Raw genomic sequence first — 19207 nt, 5'->3', positions numbered from 1 at the left:
CTGCTGCCATGACAAAGACACGCCTGACATCCACATTTGCACTGACCCTCTTTCTCGCTGCCTGCGGTGGCGGTGGTTCCGACAGCGGCGGCGCCCCCGGGGGCACAACCGGCAGTTCCTCCAGCAGTTCCTCCAGCAGCTCTTCCGGCAGCTCTTCCGGCAGCTCCTCTGGCAGTTCATCGGCAAGCTCTTCCAGCGGTGGCGACGCCGGCCCCTTCGTCCTCGCCGGTCGTATTCAGGCGCGGCCTTTTTCCGGCAGCGACGGGGACAGCAACGATGAATTTGCCCACGCACAGGCGAACAACCGCGCAGCCGAAGCACAACCACTGGCGGTACCGGCGCTGTTGGGCGGGTTTGTCGCCAGCTCGGCTACCGGTGCGTCTACCGGCCGTTTTCGCGACCAGGCAGACCCCGATGACTGGTTTGCCATCTCCGCACAAGCTGGTACACAGGTGCTACTGCAAATCCATCGACACCAGAAGTTGCTGCCGCTGCAGAACGACCTGGATCTGTTCCTGTATAGCCAGGAAGACCCCGCCGAGCCTATTGCCTCCAGTACTGATATCGACGAATTCGAATCCCTCACCGTGCCACACAGCGGGGATTTCCTGTTGCGGGTAAATGCCGCGCGCGGATACAGCCAGTACACCCTGCGCCTGGACCGGCAGGGGCTGTCTCACAGCCACAGTAGCCCCTCCGTGGCCAACCCGATGGTGGCCGGTGAACTGCTGGTTCAGCGGGGCGGAGACACCCCACAAGGCTGGCAGCGTGAGACACTGCCCGCAGAGATACTGGACGATGCACTGGCCGTAGCGGGCGCACTTCACACCGGACTCAACGGTACGATTCTGCAGCGTCTGCAACTGCTGTACGCGCGCAAATCCCTGCTCGCACAAAGCGATACACTGCGCGTCGAGCCCAATTTCCTGTATCAACGCAGCGCCACTCCCAACGACCCCCTGTACCTGCGCCAGTGGCACTACCGCAGTATTGAGCTGCCCGCCGCCTGGAGCCTGAGCGAAAGCAATAGCGATATCGTGATCGCGGTGCTTGATACCGGTATTTTCAGCGCTCACCCGGATCTCGCCGACAAGATACGGGAGGGTTACGACCTGATCAGCGACCCGCAGCGGGCACGGGACGGAGACGGGCCGGACCCCGATCCGGAGGACCCGGGAGACCTCGCCCAAAACCCGGCAAGTTCCTGGCACGGCACCCATGTCGCCGGCACCGCCGCGGCTGACACCGACAATGCGGAGGGCGTGAGCGGCAGTGGCTGGAACACCTCGATCATGCCGTTGCGGGTGCTCGGCGTCGGTGGTGGTACCAGCTACGACGCCGCCCAGGCGGTGCTGTATGCCGCGGGGCTCGCCAACGGATCTGGAGCCCTGCCCACCCGCAGTGCCGATATCATCAACATGAGTTTTGGCGGCAGCGGTTATTCACAGATTCTGCAGGATGCCATTGACGCCGCGCGCAGCGTTGGTCTCATCGCCGTGGCGGCGGCGGGGAATGACGGGACCGAGGCGCCTTCCTATCCGGCGGCGCTGCGCGGGGTGCTTGCGGTCAGCGCCACCGACGCCACGGACGAGCTTGCCTATTACAGTAATTTTGGTGACTGGGTGGATATCGCGGCCCCCGGCGGGGACCTCCGCATCAATGCCGAGGACGGGATCCTCAGCACCTATGTCGATGAAGCCGTGACCAACACCGCCAGCTACCGCCATTTGCAGGGCACCTCCATGGCGGCGCCCCATGTAGCCGGCGCCCTCGCACTGATGAAATCCCTCAACCCGGCCCTTGCCCCGGATGATGTGGACGCACTGCTGGCAGAAGGCAGGCTCACCCGGGATATCGGCGAATCCGGCAGAGACGTGCAATTTGGTCATGGCCTGATTGATGCGGAGTCCGCGGTGCTCTCCGCCAATCAGACTCCGGAACAGCGCGTATACGCGGAGCCCGGCCACCTGGATTTTGCGGGCAGCTACCGCAGGCTCACGGTGGAGATATCGGATACCAGCGGAGGCGATAATGTCATTGTGGATACACCCTCCGCGGACCAGCCCTGGATCGTCCAGGTCACCCCGGAAAACGTCGATGCACAGGGTTTCGGCCAATACTCGGTGTGGGTAGATCGCAGCGCACTGCCCCATGGCAGACATACCGGGGCGGTGGTATTCCCACTCGGCGAATCCCGCCAGTTTTCCCTGCCGGTAGGGCTCGAGCATGTTGCCGCCGCGGCGGATTCGGTAAGTGCCGGCCGCCAGTACCTGCAACTGTATCGTGCGGATGGGTCCGGCACTTTCTCACTGCTGGAGCAGGTCCCCCTGGAGGGCGATACCGGTGCCTACCTCTTCCGCTTTACGGAAGTACCCGCGGGACAATACCGACTTATCAGTGGCTCCGATCACAACGGCAATGGCATTCTGTGTGAAGCCGGCGAGTCCTGTGGCTATTACCCGGATGCGGAGACCACCATCTCACTGGGCGAGGATCGCAGTGATCTGAACTTTTTCTCGGACTACCTGAACCCTGCAGCGGAGCCGCAGCCCATCGCCCGCTAGAATGAATGAAAGCACCCATAAAAAAAGCGGGCACAATGCCCGCTTTTTTATCGCTGGAATTCGATCTCAATTGATCTTCGGAACCAGCTCACCGCTTTCGTAACGCTGGAACATGGTTTCCAGGCTGACCGGCTTGATCTTGCTGCCATTGCCCGCTGCGTTGAATGCTTCATAGCGGGCGATGCAGATTTCCTTCATGGCCTGGGTGGTGACCTTGAGGAACTTGCGCGGATCGAATTCGGACGGGTTCTGCGCCAGGAAGCGACGCACGGCGCCGGTACTGGCGAGGCGCAGATCGGTGTCGATATTCACCTTGCGCACACCGTGCTTGATGCCTTCGCAGATCTGCTCTACCGGCACGCCGTAGGTTTCCGGAATCTCACCGCCAAACTCGTTGATCACCTTCAGCCACTCCTGCGGCACAGAGGAAGAACCGTGCATGACCAGGTGGGTGTCGGGAATACGTGCATGAATTTCCTTGATGCGATCGATCGCCAGGATATCGCCGGTGGGTGGGCGGGTGAACTTGTAGGCACCGTGGCTGGTACCGCAGGCAATGGCCAGCGCATCCACCTGGGTTTTCTTGACGAAGTCTGCGGCTTCTTCCGGATCGGTCAGCAGCTGGTCGTGGGACAGTTTACCCTCGGCACCAACGCCGTCTTCTTCACCGGCCATGCCGGTTTCCAGAGAACCCAGACAACCCAGCTCACCTTCTACGGACACGCCACAGGCGTGGGCCATTTCCACCGCCCGTTTGGTGACTTCTACGTTGTACTCGTAAGACGCCGGCGTCTTGCCGTCCTCCATGAGCGAGCCATCCATCATCACCGAGCTAAAGCCCAGTTGAATGGAGCGCTGGCATACCGCTGGGCTGGTGCCGTGGTCCTGATGCATGACTACCGGAATATGTGGAAACTCTTCCACCGCGGCCAGAATCAGATGGCGCAGGAAGGGAGCGCCTGCGTATTTACGCGCGCCGGCGGAGGCCTGCACGATCACCGGAGAATCGGTCTCGTCGGCCGCCTCCATGATTGCGCGCATCTGCTCCAGGTTGTTGACGTTGAACGCAGGGATGCCGTATCCAAATTCGGCAGCGTGGTCCAACATTTGACGCAAGCTGATTAAAGCCATGAAAAAACCCTTTCTCGTCGAAATTTAGCTGGTATTGGGTGTGCGGGTTCCTCTTACGAAGCCCACTTTGTCGTGCGATTCCTGAAGCGAAGCTTCGGTCGCATCTCTTTTTAATTCTGAATACGGCTACGCCCCGCAACGGCCGCAACCTTAAAACTGAACCGGGCGGCCGTGACTGGCCGCCCACATTACTCTGGTGCCGTGGTGCGATAGGCCACGGCGTGGCTGTTCACTCCGCTGAACGGCTCCTTATTCCGCAGACCGGCTCTCCAACATGGCCACCGCCGGCAGTACCTTGCCTTCCACGTATTCGAGGAAAGCACCACCCCCTGTAGAAATATAGGAAACCTGCTCGGCGATGCCGTATTTGTCGACCGCCGCCAGGGTGTCACCACCACCGGCAATGGAGAAAGCGTCGCTCTCGGCAATGGCCTTGGCCAGACGCTCGGTACCACCGCCAAACTGATCAAACTCAAATACGCCCACCGGGCCGTTCCAGATAATGGTCTTGGCGTTTTTGAGAATACCCGCCAGTGCCGCGGACGAGTCCGGGCCGATATCAAAAATCATATCGTCTGCGCTCACCGCCTCGGCCGGTTTGGTTTCCGCCGCCGCGGTCTCACTGAACTCCTTGCCGGTCACCACATCGGTAGGCACCGGAATATCGCACTTCTGCATCAGACTCTTGGCGGTATCAATCAGGTCGTGTTCGCACAGCGACTTGCCAACGGGCTTGCCACTGGCAGCGAGGAAGGTATTGGCGATACCGCCACCGACGATGAGCTGGTCCACCTTGTCCGACAGGCTCTCGAGCACGGTAAGCTTGGTGGATACCTTGGAACCACCGACAATGGCCACCATCGGACGCGCCGGGTTGGCGAGGGCTTTTTCCAATGCATCCAGCTCCGCGGCCAACAGCCGACCGGCACAGGCCACTGGAGCAAACTTGGCCACTCCGTGGGTGGAGGCCTGCGCACGGTGCGCGGTACCGAAGGCATCCATGACGAAGATGTCGCACAAGGCCGCGTATTGCTTGGCCAGCGCCTCGTCGTCTTTTTTCTCGCCCTGGTTGAAGCGCACATTCTCCAGCAAAGCGACCTCGCCATCCGCCAGCTCAATGCCACCCTGCCAGTCTTTCACGACCGGCACCTCTTTACCCAGCAGTTTCCCCAGGTGTGTGGCCACCGGCGCGAGCGAGAACTCGTCGGCATACTCGCCTTCGGTAGGACGACCCAGGTGGGACATCAGCAGGACCTTGGCCCCGGCATCTACAGCGGCCTTGATGGTGGGCAGTGCCGCGCGAATGCGTGCGTCGGAGGTCACTACGCCGTCCTTCACCGGCACATTCAGGTCTTCGCGGATCAGAACGCGCTTGCCCGCCAGATCCTGGTCCTTCATCAATTTAACCGCCATAGCCAATCCTCTTTTGCTGGTTGCTGAATACTTACTCACCGCTTCACCCATTGTTCTAGCGGGGAAAGCGGGCGCGGATTATACGCTTTTGCGCCGCCGGCGGTCACCGCCCCGGGTCGCTCTGCTGCAGCTATCCCGGCCCGGCTCGGTCTGGCGCGAGTATATCAATCCGTTTTGTAAATGAATTACCGCACACTGTGGATAACGCGGTGACACCGCTGTCATTTTTACAAGAACGCAAAAAAGTGCCGCGCGCCATCCGGGTAGCCGGGTCTGATCACATTCAGAGCACTGCAGCTTCCCGGCTATAGTTGAAATACCCCATAGCCGCTATACCCCGGTCAGAGCATGGAGAGACAGATGCAGGCGCAAGTGGAAGAGTTTCACGGCCAGTGCCCCTATTGTGGTGAGGGCATACTGATGCTGATCGATACTTCAGCGGGCAGCCGACACTATATCGAGGACTGCTCCGTGTGTTGCCGTCCCATCCAGGTACTGGTCAGTATCGATCTGACCGGTGAATGGCAGGTACAGCTGAAGCACGAAAACGATGTGTAGATGTCTAGGGAACCTCTGGCCGGGTCCGGCACAGCCCGCTGGCGGACCTGCAGCAGGCTTGATCCAGATCAATTTCGCAACCCGCCCCCACGCATAACATCCCGGCCCGCGCGATCTGCCGCGCTTGCGCAAACACCATCGAGGACTGAGGCGCCGAACAACCAGGGGGCCGGGGGATGTATGGAAAACACCGATAGCGACATCGTATTTCAGAGTTACGGGCGCTGCTGCAATAATGAACAGTTTTTTGTCGATTTTTACGACCGCTTTATGGGCAGCTCTGCTGAGATCCGTGCGCTCTTTGTCGACACCGATATGGCCGCCCAGCGCCACCTGCTGCGCAACGGTATCATGCAGCTGGTGCTCCACGCCCGAGGAATGCCGGATACCAAATTGCGCGCCCTGGGGTGCAGCCACTCACGCACCGGATTCAATATTCGACCGGAGTGGTACCTGCTGTGGCTGGATGCACTGATTGCCACACTGTGGCAGTACGACCCCCATTTCACCGAAGACACCGCGGGAGCCTGGCGCCGGGCCATCGCTCCCGGAATTGAGATCATCCGCAGCGCCTACTAAACAGAAAGTAATCAGAAAGCAAAAAGGCCTGCCGCGAAAACGGCAAGCCTTTTTGATTTGCGGTCTGTCTGATCAGATACAACGCACTGAACAACCAGCCCGAGTGTACAGATTACTGCAGATCATTGATGCAGCGATTGTACTCGTTGATGTATACCGAACTGCCACGATTGGGCACTGCGTTGGATTTATCCGCCGCAACGTTACGACAACCTTCGATCTGGTCCGCAGTCACACCCGGGCCAGGCTGGGTTACTACAGACTGGTGCGTAGTGGTCTGACGATCCATTGCATGGGGCGGATTGGTTTCATAAAAGTAGCCACCTTGCTCGTTAAAACGATAGAAGGTGTCACCGCTTTTATAATAGGTATTCCCCATGATCTGCACTTCCTGTGCACCGGACGGCAGCTGAGTCATTGTGCTGTCGGCCTGGGCAAAACCAGCGATTGAACAAAACAGAACTACAGGTAACAGGTAACGCATGATGATCTCCTCATCTCCAATGTGCCCGGTAGTCTACTCACGGCTTTTGCGCATCCCAATGAAATTAAAAAAATAAAATAATTGAAATGACTCGAAAAACCAGAGAAGTCAAAAATTAATTCTGATCCTGTGAGTCCTCTTTCTGTTCGGCTCTCAGCTCCGCCAGCCGCTCACTGGTTTCCTCTGAATCCGCCACTTCTGGAGCAAGATTTTCTACACTCTGCCGCTTCGGCTGCAATGCTCTTTTCACGGCTTCCTGTTCGTCGCTATAGTCCGGTGCCAATACCAGCTTTGGTCCATTGCTGTTGAAACCGATCAGAACCCAGATAAAGAACAGCAGACACAGCAGCCGAATCACCACCGAGCGATCGAGCAGCCAGTGCAACCCCTCCCCCCGCTGGCGCAAAAAACGGGCGCGCAGAAAAATATTCAGTGCGAGCAGGGTACAGGCCGCGATCACGATCCAGCTGGCGAGACCGCCGAGGGCACTCATCAGCCAGTTGGCGATCTGTGAATTAAATTCCATGGAAGAACCCCCCCGGCTCAGCGCTTGCGCGCAACCTGCTTCATCTGCTCGGAGAACACGGCCTGCTGCAGGCCGATGGTACCCAGAGCCTCTACCGGTACGAACACCTTGTTGTTGGACTCCGCCATGGTTTCCAGCACTTCCAGAGTGCGGTAAGAAAGGTATTTATCGGTCACCGATTTGGCCAGCAGATCGTTGACTTCTTTCTGACCCATGGCCTTCTCACGGGCGATGGCGCGGTTCATTTTCTCCCGCTCCAGGTCCCTCTCCATCTGGATTTTCTGGATCTCGAACTGGGCCTTCTCCTGCTCGATCAACTCGCGCCGTTCCGCCGCGCGCTCCTTGGCCTCGGTAATCACCTTGGGAAACTGCACATCGGCAATACCCAGACGCTTGATCTTGATCGGTGTCCCATCCAGGGAAGTGGCCACCGCAGTAAACAATTCCTGACTCAGCATCTCCCGGCTGGAAGCGATTTCATTGATGGAGTATTTGGCGATTACCCGACGCACCACATCACGGATCACCGGTTGCGCATAGGTGTTGTAGACCTGATTGACCGAAATATTGCCGTTGTGGGGCGGCATCCGGTCAAAAATATTGTCGATGTATTTTTCGTTCACTGCGCCAGTCATACGGATATCAAAACTCATATTGAGTTGATCTCTGGGCATGAACAGCTTGAACTTTTCCAGGTGGCCAAAATCGGCAATAGCCAGGGTGACCAGTTTGTCACAGTAGTAGAGGCACATATCCAGGCGGAACTTAGACGGCGGTACGGTTTCCGGCTTGTAACCGTTTTTGGTAAGAATTTTCCCTACGTGGGCCGGTGGCACTTCCACGCGATCAGCACAGGCAGAAAGCCCGAGAACCAGACCCACCAGGGGCAACAGCATGAGTGACCGTGTCAGTTTGGGCAGCTTTGGCATTCCGTTTTATTTCCTCTCATTCCCGAAGAGCTAATGTTTGACGGAATACCATAAAGAGCTATCGGGCCCGGGGCAAGCAGAGGAAAAAGCGGCACAACTGTGCTCTAATTGGCGGTCTTCACGCAACCGATGGATTTATCAAGTGCAATCCGAATTTCTCACCGCCACGCTGTTCAACCTGGGATTGAACCTGCTCTATACGCTACTTGCCCTGTTAATCGGTATGGTGGCCCTGCTGATTATCGACAAGAAACTGCTCAAGCACGTAGATATCGAAGGCGAGCTGAAAAACGGCAATATCGCCGTGGCCATTTTCGCATCGACAATTCTGATTTTTGTCGCATTGATCATATCCTTCGGCCTGAAAGGCTAACCCGGCCGATACTCAGGAAAAGACCTGGATAAGTCCGCCATGCGACAACTACTGGCTTTTGCTCTGCTCGGCATCGTATTGATGCTGCCGGAACTACAGCAACGATGGCATTCACCACCGGCCAATCAGGCGCTGAGTGAGCACCGACTCGCGGCTCTGCATCGCGAAGTGGACAGCGCGCGCATCCAGGACAACCAGCGCGGCACCGTGCTGATTCACGGCAGCGGCGCACCACTCACTGAGGCCATGGTACAGCAGGCAGTCGCCAAACGGTCGGAGCAGGAAAGCAGTTATATTTCCGTGTGGAACTGGCAGGGCCTGGAGTCGGTCACCGCGTCCGCCCGCGGCCTCGACAAGCTGCATCACTTTGCCAACAGCTATCTGGTGGGCTTCCAACCTTTTGAAACCAAATCCCTGTGGGTGCCCCTGTACACGCTGGCAATCCGCAAGGAATACCAGTACGACCATTTACAGTACGCCGGGCTAGCCGACATCTGGCAGACGTCCCGCCAGGCCTATTACCAGAAGCGCGGCGACTGCGAGGACCACGCCATTCTGCTCGCCGACTGGCTGATCAATCTCGGTGTCGACGCACGCGTCGCCCTGGGTACCCACGAAGGTCAGGGCCACGCATGGGTGGTGGCGATCGTGAATGACACCGAATACCTGCTGGAAGCCACCAGCAAACGCCGCCAGTCCAGCTGGCAGGCGATGCCTCTGGCCGCACTGGTGGAGGGTTACGAGGTGGAATTTCAGTTCAACCGGGATTACTTCTGGGCCAAGACCACTTCCGCTCCCACACGTCGGTATCGGGGCAGCCACTGGATCCGTAAATCCCAGTTCATTCGCGGCTAAGCGCCTGCCCGAAACCTGCTCCCCGCGGCTCCCGAATACGCGGCCCCACTGCTCCGGTTTCATACTTTTCACCCATGGCCGCCGCTTTCGGTCCCCTGCTAGGCTTTTATCGATACGCAGTGGAAGCTTCGACGCCCGGCTGTAACCGGCCCGGGACCGCACCGCTGTTGCACAATCACCTCGGCTGCGGATTCAGCCGGTCACAGCAGGAAGCTGAAGTGAACATTCCCCGTTACCGCGCGGTATCGCGCAGCCTGTCCCTGTTTTGTCTCTGCCTGTTGTGCGGTTTCGCCGCGGCACAGCCCACCAGCCCGCCCCCGGGCAGCAACCCCGACGCTGACACACCGGTACTGCCCCAACGGCTCATCCTGCGCTTCAGCGATGCGTCCACCCGGCTGGAGCGACAACACAGGCTGAAAGCCCTGTCGCACATCAGCGGCACCGAACTGCGCCTGACCCGGGAACTTGCCGCGGGCGAGTTTCAGCTGGTTACCCTGCGCCACGCGATACCGGCAGCCACCTTGCAGAACCTGCTATCGGTACTGCGCCGCCAGCCGGGAGTGGCCACGGTAGAAGTGGATCAGCTGATGCAACATACCGCCGTGCCCGGTGACAGCCGCTGCAGCGAGCAATGGCATTATTTTGAAGCCACCGCTGGCATCAACCTGGAAGCGGCGTGGGACACCCACGATGGCAGCGGGGTGGTAGTCGCCGTCATTGATACCGGAATTACCGATCATTCAGATCTCAACGACAATATCATCCCCGGCTACGACTTTATTGACGACACCACCGTGGCCAACGATGGCGATGGCCGCGACGCCGACCCCAGTGATCCGGGGGACTGGCTGCGCGCGTGGGAATGCGGCTTTTTCAATCCCTCGCAGCCGCGTAACAGCAGCTGGCATGGTACCCACGTTGCAGGAACGATCGCTGCGGTCACCAACAACGATCGCGGCGTTGCCGGTGTCGCCCACGGCGCGAGGGTGCTGGTCGCGCGGGTACTGGGGAAATGTGGTGGTTACACCTCGGATATCATCGACGCGATTGTGTGGACAAGTGGCGGCAATGTCGCCGGTGTCCCGGTCAACGCCAATCCGGCACAGGTGATAAACCTGAGCCTGGGCGGGCAGGGTAGCTGTAGCGCAGCCATGCAGAGCGCAATCAATACCGCTCGGGACAATGGCGCCACGGTGGTGATATCCGCCGGCAACAGCAACAGTAACGCGGCGGATTTCTCCCCCGCCAACTGTGCGGGTGTGGTCACGGTGGCCGCAACAGATCGTGAGGGCAATCGCGCCTCTTATTCCAATTACGGTGCGACGGTGGAAATCAGTGCTCCCGGCGGGGAAACCAATGTCAGCGGCAATGGTGTTCTTTCCACCCTCAATAGCGGCACTCAGGGGCCAGCCGGCGAGAGCTACCAGTTCTACCAGGGCACCAGTATGGCCGCTCCGCATGTGGCGGGTGTAGCGGCACTCTTGTATCAGGCCAACCCGACAATCACTCCGGATCAAGTGATCAATGCGCTACAGAGCACTGCCCGCGCAATACCCGGCAGCTGTAGTGGTGGCTGTGGTGCCGGTATCGTGGATGCCCGCGCGGCACTGAATGCGGTAAGCGATGGCAACCAGGCCCCGATTGCCGCGTTTACTTGTACCAGCGACGAACTGGCTATCGACTGCCTGGATCAAAGCAGCGATGCCGATGGCAATATCACCGCCTGGGACTGGGTCTTTGGCGACGGCAATAGCAGTACGGCCCAGAGCCCCAGCCATATGTACGCCACGGCGGGTACTTATACGGTGTCTCTCACGGTCACCGACGACCAGGGCACCCGTGCAAGCAGTAACCAGAGCGTTACCGTGACCAGCCCCGATGACCCCGAACCCAATCAGCCGCCGGTTGCGGATTTCACATTCTCTGTGGCGCGCTCGACCGCAAGCTTCTCCGATGCCAGTAGCGACAGCGACGGCAACATCCAAAGCTGGCACTGGGACTTCGGCGATGGCAGCAGCTCCACGGCACAGAATCCCAGCCACGAATACACCACGGACGGTACTTATAGTGTCACTCTGACAGTGACCGACGACGATGGTGAGAGCCACTCGGTCACCAAAGAGGTGAATGCCACCTGCCGCTTCCGCTGGGGTGGACGCTGTTACTTCTGACCTGTGCGCGGCACAGCACTCACCACAAACCAAAGAGCCGCGAATTGTTCGCGGCTCTTTGGTATCCGTATTCTGTACCTAGATCGGTGATCCCGGCGGCATGGGCTTCAGGTCTCCCTTGTCGACTTTGAGGTCGCCACGCATAAATGCGTCGATGCGATTGGCCTCGTAAAAATAATGGGCGTTATACCCGTGGGGGTCGTCGCCAAACAGCTTCATTTCACCAATAGCGTGCTGGAATTTGGCCAGTTCAAAGCTGGCGCGCGCGCGAGCGGACTCCGGCGCAGTCTTGTCGCCCGCCAGTAACATCAGATGCTGGATATACACGTGATTGACCCGCTGATGAATCGCCGCCTGAAGTCCCTCGTACCGTTCATTCGCCAGTGACTGCTCGGTTAGTTGCGCCAACAGGGAGTCCAGCCCAGGGCCAGCGCCACGGCGCGCCCGCTGTTGCTGCAGCCGCGCGGCACGCTCCGGGTGCAGCAGGATTGCGTAGGTATGCCCGGCGGCCGCTTCTGCCATGGCAATCGCGTCAAAAGCGATGCCGGTATAGGCGGGAAAACTTTCATTGCTACGGCTGTAGCCGAACGCTTTGGGTGGCAGTAGCTTCAGTACCTTCTCCGGCAGAGTGAGGAACTCCGGCTGCAAGGTTTGCACAAGCGCATCAATGGCCTGTTGCTGTCGGTCAGCGTCCACCATGCGGTAGCTTTCTGCACCGGTATCGTTATACAGGTAATCGTAGTCGAGGCCACCAATCAGCTTTCCGACCGCTTCCGCCTGATAGCGGTGACCGTAATAAACCGGTACCAGTGTTTCATCCAGGGACGAACGGGCAGCGCTGGGCGCATTCGCCGCGGGACCGAAATTTTCCAGCGCATGCTGACGCAGCCGGGTCATGCGGGCGAACTCTTTCAACGGCTCTTCGCCGTTATCCCAGAGGTGGGAACCCCCGTGGGCATCGTTGATAGAGCGGGAGTCGCGGTCGGTAATAAAGCGCAACTTCTGCTTCTTCGCCTCACCCAGCACACTCTCCAGATATTCCGACTCATCGCCCTCGGCGATACCGTATCCGTAGCGGATCGCCAGCTTATCCCAGGCGCCGATCCCCCGGTCGTAGGCTTGCGCCATATTCAGGTGCTTGCCATTCAGGGTGACCAAGGGCGCCGGATAATCCATGACCGAGGCGCGATCCTGAGCACTGGCAATAAAATTGTGTGCAAGGCCAATCGTATGTCCCACCTCATGGGCGGAGAGCTGACGAATACGCGCCAGTGCCATTTCCTTCAGCTTCGCGGTGTCGGCACCGTCTGCACCATAGGGCTGAAGCAGGCCCTGGGCAATCAGAAAGTCCTGTCGCACCCGCAGGGAGCCCAACGTCACATTCCCCTTGAGAATTTCACCGGTACGCGGATCGTATATGGAATAGCCGTAGGACCAGCCACGGGTAGAGCGGTGCACCCAGTTGATCACGTTATACCGGACGTCCAGAGGGTCGGCTCCTTCGGGCAATAGTTTTACCTGAAAGGCATTTTCAAAACCGGCGGCCTCGAACGCTTCATTCCACCAGCTGGCGCCCTCCATCAGGGCACCGCGGATGGGCTCAGGTACACCGGGGTCAATGTAATACACAATAGGCTGCACTGGCGTATTGCTGCCAGGACGCTTTTCCAGTCGGTGCCGGAAGATCAGTCGCTGATCCATGGGCTGGTCGATGGCGGTGGCGTAATCGCGATAGATCAACGGAAAGTACCCGGAGTTGGCATGAAAGCGGCGAGGCTTGTACCCCTCTTCCGGCAGCGCAACCAGGGATAGATGCTGACGCAGGGTGACGAGTTCCGGTGTCGGCACGACTTCTTGCAGATACTTCCCGGGGTCACTGCCCTTAAAGGTCAACTGCGCTTCGAATTCACTGTTTTTCGGGAAACTTTTGGTGCGCGCCAGATAAATCGCCGAGCGGCTTTGATCCAGACTGTAGTTGCCTTGCCCGGTCTGTTTGAGTCGAGCGGCGATACCGTGCTGATCACTGAGAATAAATGGCGTGAAATCCAGCAGAACACTTTCGCCCTCCTCAGCGATGACTTCGAAACCCCAGATGACCGAAGAGGCAAATGCCTCGGTAACGGCCCGGCGTTCGGCGGGGTTTTCAGACTGGGCCCGGAACTTGAGATTGACCTGATGCAACAGCACTTTGTTGCCCACCCGCTCAAACCGCACTACCCGACTGTCACCCACCTGATTGCGATCCAGACCCACCGGGTTAGATCCCAGCCCCTGGGCCAGGCCGGACAACAGAAGCAGATCCCGGTCAAAGGTATCCACCTCCAGCAGCAAGCGGCCGTTCTGTTCGTCCCAGTAATAATCCAGCAATCCCTGCTGTTTCTCCATACCTGTGGTAACCGCAGAAATGGTCTCCGCCTGCGCAAGGGTATTGAACAGGAATAAAAATACGATAAGCAGCCGGTGCAGCATGGGTCCCCCTGAGTGCGTTTCATTATGTTTATGTTCGTTCATTGGGCACGAAGACTACCATTCGCGCCGAAGCAGTCCACCGTCAGGCTGTCCCGTTTTCGTCGCCGATACCAGACAATTCGTCTGATCTCACCAACCACTCAGTTCGTCGCCCTCCACCAAGCGCCTCCGATCACCCGCAGCCCTTGGCACGGTTAATGCTTTTTAGATCCTGTTCAACGAAGAACAAACCGGGGGAGCCGATGAGCATTGAAGAAGTATCCTTATTTATTCTGCTGCTGTGTGCCGCAGGTCTGATTGCGGGTATTACCGCGGGGCTGTTTGGCAACGGAGGAGGCTTCGTAGTGGTGCCCGCGCTGCTTGCGGTATTCCCGTTTCTGCACAGTGCCAGTGATGAAATGATGCGGGTAGCGGTGGGCACCTCCCTCGCTTCCATCGTCATCTCCTCGGCGCGCTCGGTGCAGGCGCATCACAAACGGGGGGCCGTCGACTTCAAGGTGCTGCGGGACTGGTCCATCTGGATTGTGCTTGGAGTCGGTGGCGGGCTGTATATCGCCTCCTTCACCGATAGCAAAAGCCTGGTATATGTCTTTGCCGCCGGTGTACTGCTGTACTCCATCTACTTTCTTTTCCCCAACCTGTTCGACGGTCTCAAAGGCAAACTGGAAATGCCGCGCGGTATCGCCCGCGCGGGATTGGCCAGTTTTCTCGGTGGTTTTTCATCACTGTTGGGAATCGGCGGCGGCACCATCACGGTAATGACCATGGTGCTGTGTAATCGTCCCGCCCACCAGGCGGTTGCTACCGCTTCCGGTATCGGCTTCCTGATCGGACTACCCGGGGCTATCGGGTTTCTCATTATGGGGCTGGGTGCGCAGAACCTGCCCATGGGGTCTATCGGTTACATCAATATTCCCGCGCTGATCGCCATTTCTATCTTCTCTGTGATCTCGGCCCCTATCGGTGCGCGCTGGGCCCATAGCCTGAATGAATTGCACCTCAAACGCCTGTTTGGGATCTACCTGATTGCCGTATCCATGGCGATGTTTACCAAAGCGTGAGCGAAGTGCGGGCAACCCGCCAAAGTCTCTTGCAACGATTTCTATTCACAACACCGACCGACCGGGAGGAACAATAATGCAAAAATCACTCAGCAGGAGGTTATTTCTACAGGGGACAACCGCTACGGTTTCCGCTGCGTTTGCCGCTGCAAGCACCAGCAGCCTGGCAGGAACCAAACCAGAAATTAACCGGCCAACCCCGCTATACGGGCCGCCCCCCGGCGTTGCCAAACTCAATGCCAATGAAAACCCCTACGGGCCAAGTCCGGCCGCATTAAAGGCCATGATGGAAGCGAGCCAGAAGGGTGCCTACTATGTCTACGACAGCGTAATGCGCCTGAAGACCATGATCGCAGAACGCCATGGGCTGACGCCGGAATACGTCACGCTCGGATCCGGCTCCAGTGCCGGCCTCGCGGCAGCCGCCGTAACCGCAGCACAGACCGGAAATATCCTCGGCCCCGACCTGTTTTGGGACACCACTTCACGGGTAGTGGAGCTTCAGAATATTGGTGAGATTAAACGCCTGCCAAAGCTGGAATCTCTCGCCATCGATCTCGACGCAATGTACAGCGCGATTGACGATAGTATTTCCATGGTTCAGGTGACGAACCCGAATAATCCGACCGGGATGCTGATCGACCCGCTCGCCATGCGCAATTTCTGCATCAAAGCCTCGAAAAAGTGCACCGTCCTCGCTGACGAGGCGTATAACGAGCTGACCGATGACAGCGACGCCAATACGGTTATTCCGCTGATCAAGGACGGTCACGATATTATCGTTGCCCGCACATTCTCCAAGATCTATGGCCTGGCAGGGATGCGCGTGGGCTACCTGATCGCCCAGCCGGAGAAGATCGAGCAGATGGAAAAGTACGGCCTCGGCTGGTATGGACTCAACCAGGCCGGGTTGGCTGCTGCCATCGCCTGCTACGAGGACCACCAGTTTATGGATTACTGCCGCGCAAAGATCAAGGAAGCACGGGAAATGGTCGCCGCCGCGGTAAAAGAGAACGGCCTCACGGCTCTGCCTTCGGTCACAAACTTTATGTTCGTCAATCTCGGTGCGCTGAACGCGGAATCCTTCCGCGCAGAAATGGCCAAGGAAAACGTTCTGATTCGTGGCATTTACCGCGACTACACAAACTGGTCCCGTGTCAGCATGGGCCGCCTGGAAGATGTTCAGAAATACACTTCTGCGCTACCCAAGGTGCTCCACCGAATCAGCTAATTGACCGTCACCCGCAACATTCGCTCCACTGGCCAGCTTAGCTGGCCTTTTTTATACCCGTTCCATACATAAACGGAATGCAAAAAAATCCCCGCAGAGCGGGGATCAAATCGATCTTGTAGAAGACAATATAAGATCAGAAGTTGTGATTCAGGCTCATGTAGTAGAAGCTACCCTGCCAGTCGACCACGGTTCCCGCCATGTAGATAGCCCCACAGCATTCGTCGCCCAACAGGTCCTTTTCCGGGTAAGTATCAAATATATTTCGCCCGCCAACACTCATATTGGTGGCATCCGTAATATGGTAACGCCCTTCCACATCGACCTGCACGACCGGGTCGTATTTCTGCACCTCACCGGCGTTGAAGTTTTCGTAACTGCCATACCAGTTGGCACGGGCCATCAGTGACACCGGACCAACATCCTGCATTGCGGTGAGCGCACCGCGTAGCTCTGGCTGGAAGTGTTCAAAGTCAAACTCATCTTCTTCATTGAGATATGCGCTCGGGTCCGACGCAAACTCCGACTTGTTGTAGTTAAACGATGCGGTCAGGTTCGTCACACTGGAATCGGACCACGCCAGTGGGTAGGTGGCAACCACGTCAACCCCTTGCGTGCGTGTATCAAACGCATTGGTAAAGTAAAAAACGCCGCCGATAGATTCTGCTCCCACAACGCCGGCATCCACAAGCGCCAGATAGTTGGCATAGGCTGCAGGATCATCTTGCGATGCCGCTACCGGCAGGGTAGAAATTGCATAGGTACGGTCATCCACATCGATACGGTAGAAGTCCACGGTCATCGACAAATTGTCGAAATCCGCGGTAAAACCCAGGGTGAAGTTGGTCGAAGTTTCCGGTTTCAGCGCCTCCGCGCCCAGTGCCTGTGCAACCGAACTGCTGGCAGGGAACAGACCGGTGGCAACCGGGAAGCCTTCCGGAAGGCGGGTGGATACATTGGTGGTGCCCTGTTGCCCCGGGGTCGGTGCCCGGAAGCCGGTACCAAGGGAAGAGCGCAGGCCGATGTTTTCAGTGAGGTCGTACTGCATCGCCAACTTGCCCACCAGCTCTGAATCAAAGTCGGAATAGTCTTCAAAGCGCAATGCGGCCTGCGCAAACAGGCGGTCCGTAATATCCGTACTCAAATCCCCATATACCGCATAGGAATCCCGTGCATAACTGCCGGAATATTCTGGCGAATAGCCGGGGAAACCGTTGGAGCCCACGCCGACGACCGTATACACCGGATCATTGTCATCGGCGCAGTTCAGTGACGAACCAGCGTCGATCACGGACTGTCCCGCCGCGGTGGGCATACCACCGTCACAGAAGTCCCAGGGGTCTTGGGTCGCGTAAGGACCAGCAGCATAAGAGGCTTCATCGCCACCGCTCAGCTCATAGGATTCATCCATATAGCTGACACCAAACGCTGCCACCACTGGGGCACTCATGCCCCAATCCAGTTCCTTGGAAAAATCCGCCTGCAATTGAATTTCTTCATTGGCCAGGGTACCCGGCTTGAACGCGGTGGGGCTGTCAGGCCCAAGCGATGGATTGATGGTATTGCTCAGGGTGTATTCAATGTCGCTGTAGCCGTAGCGCGCACTAAAGTCGTACAGAACACCGTTCAGCATCTCACCTTTCAGCCCACTCACCAACGAGTAGTCAGTCACATCGCCAGCAAAGCGCGGAGTAAAACCACCGGGAAATTTTTCCAGCGGAGTGTAAATGGACCCGTCGGCTTCCCGCAGATCCTCAATGGTGCCATTGCCAGGATAACGGTAGTAGAATCCGCCATCCGCAGAGCTCTCAGAGTAGTTACCAAAGGCATAGACTTCTTTACCTCCGCCCAGATCGTAGCCGGCGTTGAAAAAGACCCGTGCACCTTCCGAATTCGGCTGACCCCAGGGTTGCACCACATCGCCCTCTAGCGAGGCATTCTCGGCTGCCTCGATAAATTCCGGAGTCTGCTCCGTGACACAGAACCAGCTTTCGCAATACTGCTCGGAACGGGAAGTAAAATCCGATTGAGAAACCTCGCCAGACAAACTGAAAAACCCATCGCTGCCGATCGGCAGACCTACATTGGCAGTGGCCGTACTCTGGAACCCATCTCCTTCCGAATATTCACCAGCGCGTACGCTCAGTGAACCACCGTCCGAATTGTCCTTGAGAATAAAATTGATCACGCCGGCAATCGCGTCGGAGCCGTACTGTGCGGCGGCACCATCACGCAACACCTCTACGGACTTCAGTGCGGAGCTGGGGATAGTCGCGATATCAGGGCCCTGAGTGCCCGAGCCGCCAATCTGCACCAGCGCGGCGCGGTGACGTCGCTTGGAGTTCACCAGTACCAGTGTCTTATCCGTAGGCATGCCCCGCAACTGCGCAGGACGAATAAAGGTACCACCATCACTGATCGGCTGGCGATTGACGGTATAAGAAGGAACCAGGGTTTTCATCACATCGTTGGTATCGGTATAGGACACGGACTCCAGCGCCTCACTACCGAATACGTCCACCGGCACCGGCGAGTCTGAAACCGACCTGGGCTTACCCCGGACGCCAGTCACGGCCACCTCTTCGATCTCTTCCGCGAAAACTGGAGCACTCGGCGCCGTAACCCCACTGGCGATGATTGCTACCACGGCACAACTCAGTACTTTCTTCTGCATAAGTGACTGCTTCATTAGCGACCCCTTGGTTTGAAAAAATGCCATAACAATTATTATTTTTCGGACAAAAGAGCCCCTGGCCACGCACACATCGGGTGCTGGCAACGAAACCTCATAACAATCCGGTTTTTTTGAAAGGCTCTTAACTGGTGCTCGTCAGCCACTCTGGTAGTAGCCGCAGAAACTTTG

Annotated in this window: 15 protein-coding genes; 8 read left to right on the top strand and 7 right to left on the bottom strand. The window is 57.8% G+C overall.

The window, feature by feature from the left end:
- Positions 1-8 precede the first annotated feature (8 nt).
- Entirely contained in the window at positions 9-2564 is a 2556-nt protein-coding gene (locus LRR79_RS04955) for a S8 family peptidase (RefSeq protein ID WP_231759301.1), read from the top strand.
- 66 nt (positions 2565-2630) lie between these two features.
- On the opposite strand, the gene fba is transcribed toward LRR79_RS04955, so the two are convergent.
- Both fba and LRR79_RS04945 read right to left on the bottom strand, forming a co-directional pair.
- On the bottom strand, positions 2631-3695 hold the full coding sequence (gene fba / locus LRR79_RS04950) for a class II fructose-bisphosphate aldolase (protein WP_231759300.1): 1065 nt from the start codon (positions 3693-3695) through the stop codon (positions 2631-2633).
- A gap of 249 nt (positions 3696-3944) precedes the next feature.
- The gene (locus LRR79_RS04945; RefSeq protein ID WP_231759299.1) at positions 3945-5108 is read right to left on the bottom strand and encodes a phosphoglycerate kinase; all 1164 of its coding nucleotides are present in this window, start codon (positions 5106-5108) and stop codon (positions 3945-3947) included.
- A gap of 348 nt (positions 5109-5456) precedes the next feature.
- Between LRR79_RS04945 and LRR79_RS04940 the strand changes: the two genes are divergently transcribed.
- Both LRR79_RS04940 and LRR79_RS04935 read left to right on the top strand, forming a co-directional pair.
- The gene (locus LRR79_RS04940; protein WP_231759298.1) at positions 5457-5666 is read left to right on the top strand and encodes a CPXCG motif-containing cysteine-rich protein; all 210 of its coding nucleotides are present in this window, start codon (positions 5457-5459) and stop codon (positions 5664-5666) included.
- 180 nt (positions 5667-5846) lie between these two features.
- Entirely contained in the window at positions 5847-6245 is a 399-nt protein-coding gene (locus LRR79_RS04935) for a globin (RefSeq protein WP_231759297.1), read from the top strand.
- Between the two features lie 112 nt (positions 6246-6357).
- Here the strand turns inward: LRR79_RS04935 and LRR79_RS04930 are convergent, their stop codons facing one another.
- From LRR79_RS04930 to LRR79_RS04920, 3 genes are all read right to left on the bottom strand, one after another.
- Positions 6358-6729 carry a hypothetical protein gene (locus tag LRR79_RS04930; protein WP_231759296.1) on the bottom strand — a complete coding sequence of 124 codons (372 nt, stop codon included), beginning with the start codon at positions 6727-6729 and terminating at the stop codon, positions 6358-6360.
- Positions 6730-6844: 115 nt separating this feature from the next.
- Complete coding sequence (locus LRR79_RS04925; RefSeq protein WP_231759295.1) at positions 6845-7255, bottom strand: hypothetical protein; 411 nt, start codon at positions 7253-7255, stop codon at positions 6845-6847.
- A 17-nt stretch (positions 7256-7272) separates the two neighbouring features.
- Positions 7273-8184: an SPFH domain-containing protein gene (locus LRR79_RS04920; protein WP_231759294.1), complete on the bottom strand. Its 912-nt coding sequence runs from the start codon at positions 8182-8184 to the stop codon at positions 7273-7275.
- A 142-nt stretch (positions 8185-8326) separates the two neighbouring features.
- On the opposite strand from LRR79_RS04920, the gene LRR79_RS04915 reads away from it, so the two are divergent.
- From LRR79_RS04915 to LRR79_RS04905, 3 genes are all read left to right on the top strand, one after another.
- The gene (locus LRR79_RS04915) at positions 8327-8557 is read left to right on the top strand and encodes a DUF350 domain-containing protein (RefSeq protein WP_043320183.1); all 231 of its coding nucleotides are present in this window, start codon (positions 8327-8329) and stop codon (positions 8555-8557) included.
- A gap of 39 nt (positions 8558-8596) precedes the next feature.
- A complete protein-coding gene (locus LRR79_RS04910) occupies positions 8597-9412 on the top strand; it encodes a transglutaminase-like domain-containing protein (protein WP_231759293.1) in 816 nt (271 codons plus the stop codon).
- A 218-nt stretch (positions 9413-9630) separates the two neighbouring features.
- Positions 9631-11583: a S8 family serine peptidase gene (locus LRR79_RS04905; protein ID WP_231759292.1), complete on the top strand. Its 1953-nt coding sequence runs from the start codon at positions 9631-9633 to the stop codon at positions 11581-11583.
- Positions 11584-11661: 78 nt separating this feature from the next.
- On the opposite strand, the gene LRR79_RS04900 is transcribed toward LRR79_RS04905, so the two are convergent.
- Positions 11662-14052: a zinc-dependent metalloprotease gene (locus tag LRR79_RS04900; RefSeq protein WP_231759291.1), complete on the bottom strand. Its 2391-nt coding sequence runs from the start codon at positions 14050-14052 to the stop codon at positions 11662-11664.
- 242 nt (positions 14053-14294) lie between these two features.
- Between LRR79_RS04900 and LRR79_RS04895 the strand changes: the two genes are divergently transcribed.
- Both LRR79_RS04895 and LRR79_RS04890 read left to right on the top strand, forming a co-directional pair.
- Positions 14295-15113 (top strand): sulfite exporter TauE/SafE family protein, encoded by an 819-nt coding sequence (locus LRR79_RS04895; protein WP_231759290.1) that lies wholly within the window; start codon positions 14295-14297, stop codon positions 15111-15113.
- 76 nt (positions 15114-15189) lie between these two features.
- On the top strand, positions 15190-16344 hold the full coding sequence (locus LRR79_RS04890) for a pyridoxal phosphate-dependent aminotransferase (protein ID WP_231759289.1): 1155 nt from the start codon (positions 15190-15192) through the stop codon (positions 16342-16344).
- Between the two features lie 136 nt (positions 16345-16480).
- Here the strand turns inward: LRR79_RS04890 and LRR79_RS04885 are convergent, their stop codons facing one another.
- Positions 16481-19033: a TonB-dependent receptor plug domain-containing protein gene (locus LRR79_RS04885; protein ID WP_231759288.1), complete on the bottom strand. Its 2553-nt coding sequence runs from the start codon at positions 19031-19033 to the stop codon at positions 16481-16483.
- Positions 19034-19207 lie beyond the last annotated feature (174 nt).

The sequence above is a fragment of the Microbulbifer elongatus genome (assembly GCF_021165935.1).
In the GTDB taxonomy this organism is placed as follows: domain Bacteria; phylum Pseudomonadota; class Gammaproteobacteria; order Pseudomonadales; family Cellvibrionaceae; genus Microbulbifer; species Microbulbifer elongatus.
This window is presented reverse-complemented; position numbering and strand designations above follow the sequence as displayed.

Excerpts from the sequence above, each read along its gene's own strand:
- LRR79_RS04910 (WP_231759293.1), top strand. The coding sequence starts at position 8,597 with ATGCGACAACTACTGGCTTTTGCTCTGCTCGGCATCGTATTGATGCTG.
- LRR79_RS04955 (WP_231759301.1), top strand. The coding sequence starts at position 9 with ATGACAAAGACACGCCTGACATCCACATTTGCACTGACCCTCTTTCTC.
- LRR79_RS04900 (WP_231759291.1), bottom strand. The coding sequence starts at position 14,052 with ATGCTGCACCGGCTGCTTATCGTATTTTTATTCCTGTTCAATACCCTT.
- LRR79_RS04940 (WP_231759298.1), top strand. The coding sequence starts at position 5,457 with ATGGAGAGACAGATGCAGGCGCAAGTGGAAGAGTTTCACGGCCAGTGC.
- LRR79_RS04895 (WP_231759290.1), top strand. The coding sequence starts at position 14,295 with ATGAGCATTGAAGAAGTATCCTTATTTATTCTGCTGCTGTGTGCCGCA.
- LRR79_RS04925 (WP_231759295.1), bottom strand. The coding sequence starts at position 7,255 with ATGGAATTTAATTCACAGATCGCCAACTGGCTGATGAGTGCCCTCGGC.
- LRR79_RS04920 (WP_231759294.1), bottom strand. The coding sequence starts at position 8,184 with ATGCCAAAGCTGCCCAAACTGACACGGTCACTCATGCTGTTGCCCCTG.
- LRR79_RS04885 (WP_231759288.1), bottom strand. The coding sequence starts at position 19,033 with ATGAAGCAGTCACTTATGCAGAAGAAAGTACTGAGTTGTGCCGTGGTA.
- LRR79_RS04930 (WP_231759296.1), bottom strand. The coding sequence starts at position 6,729 with ATGCGTTACCTGTTACCTGTAGTTCTGTTTTGTTCAATCGCTGGTTTT.
- LRR79_RS04890 (WP_231759289.1), top strand. The coding sequence starts at position 15,190 with ATGCAAAAATCACTCAGCAGGAGGTTATTTCTACAGGGGACAACCGCT.
- fba (WP_231759300.1), bottom strand. The coding sequence starts at position 3,695 with ATGGCTTTAATCAGCTTGCGTCAAATGTTGGACCACGCTGCCGAATTT.
- LRR79_RS04935 (WP_231759297.1), top strand. The coding sequence starts at position 5,847 with ATGGAAAACACCGATAGCGACATCGTATTTCAGAGTTACGGGCGCTGC.
- LRR79_RS04945 (WP_231759299.1), bottom strand. The coding sequence starts at position 5,108 with ATGGCGGTTAAATTGATGAAGGACCAGGATCTGGCGGGCAAGCGCGTT.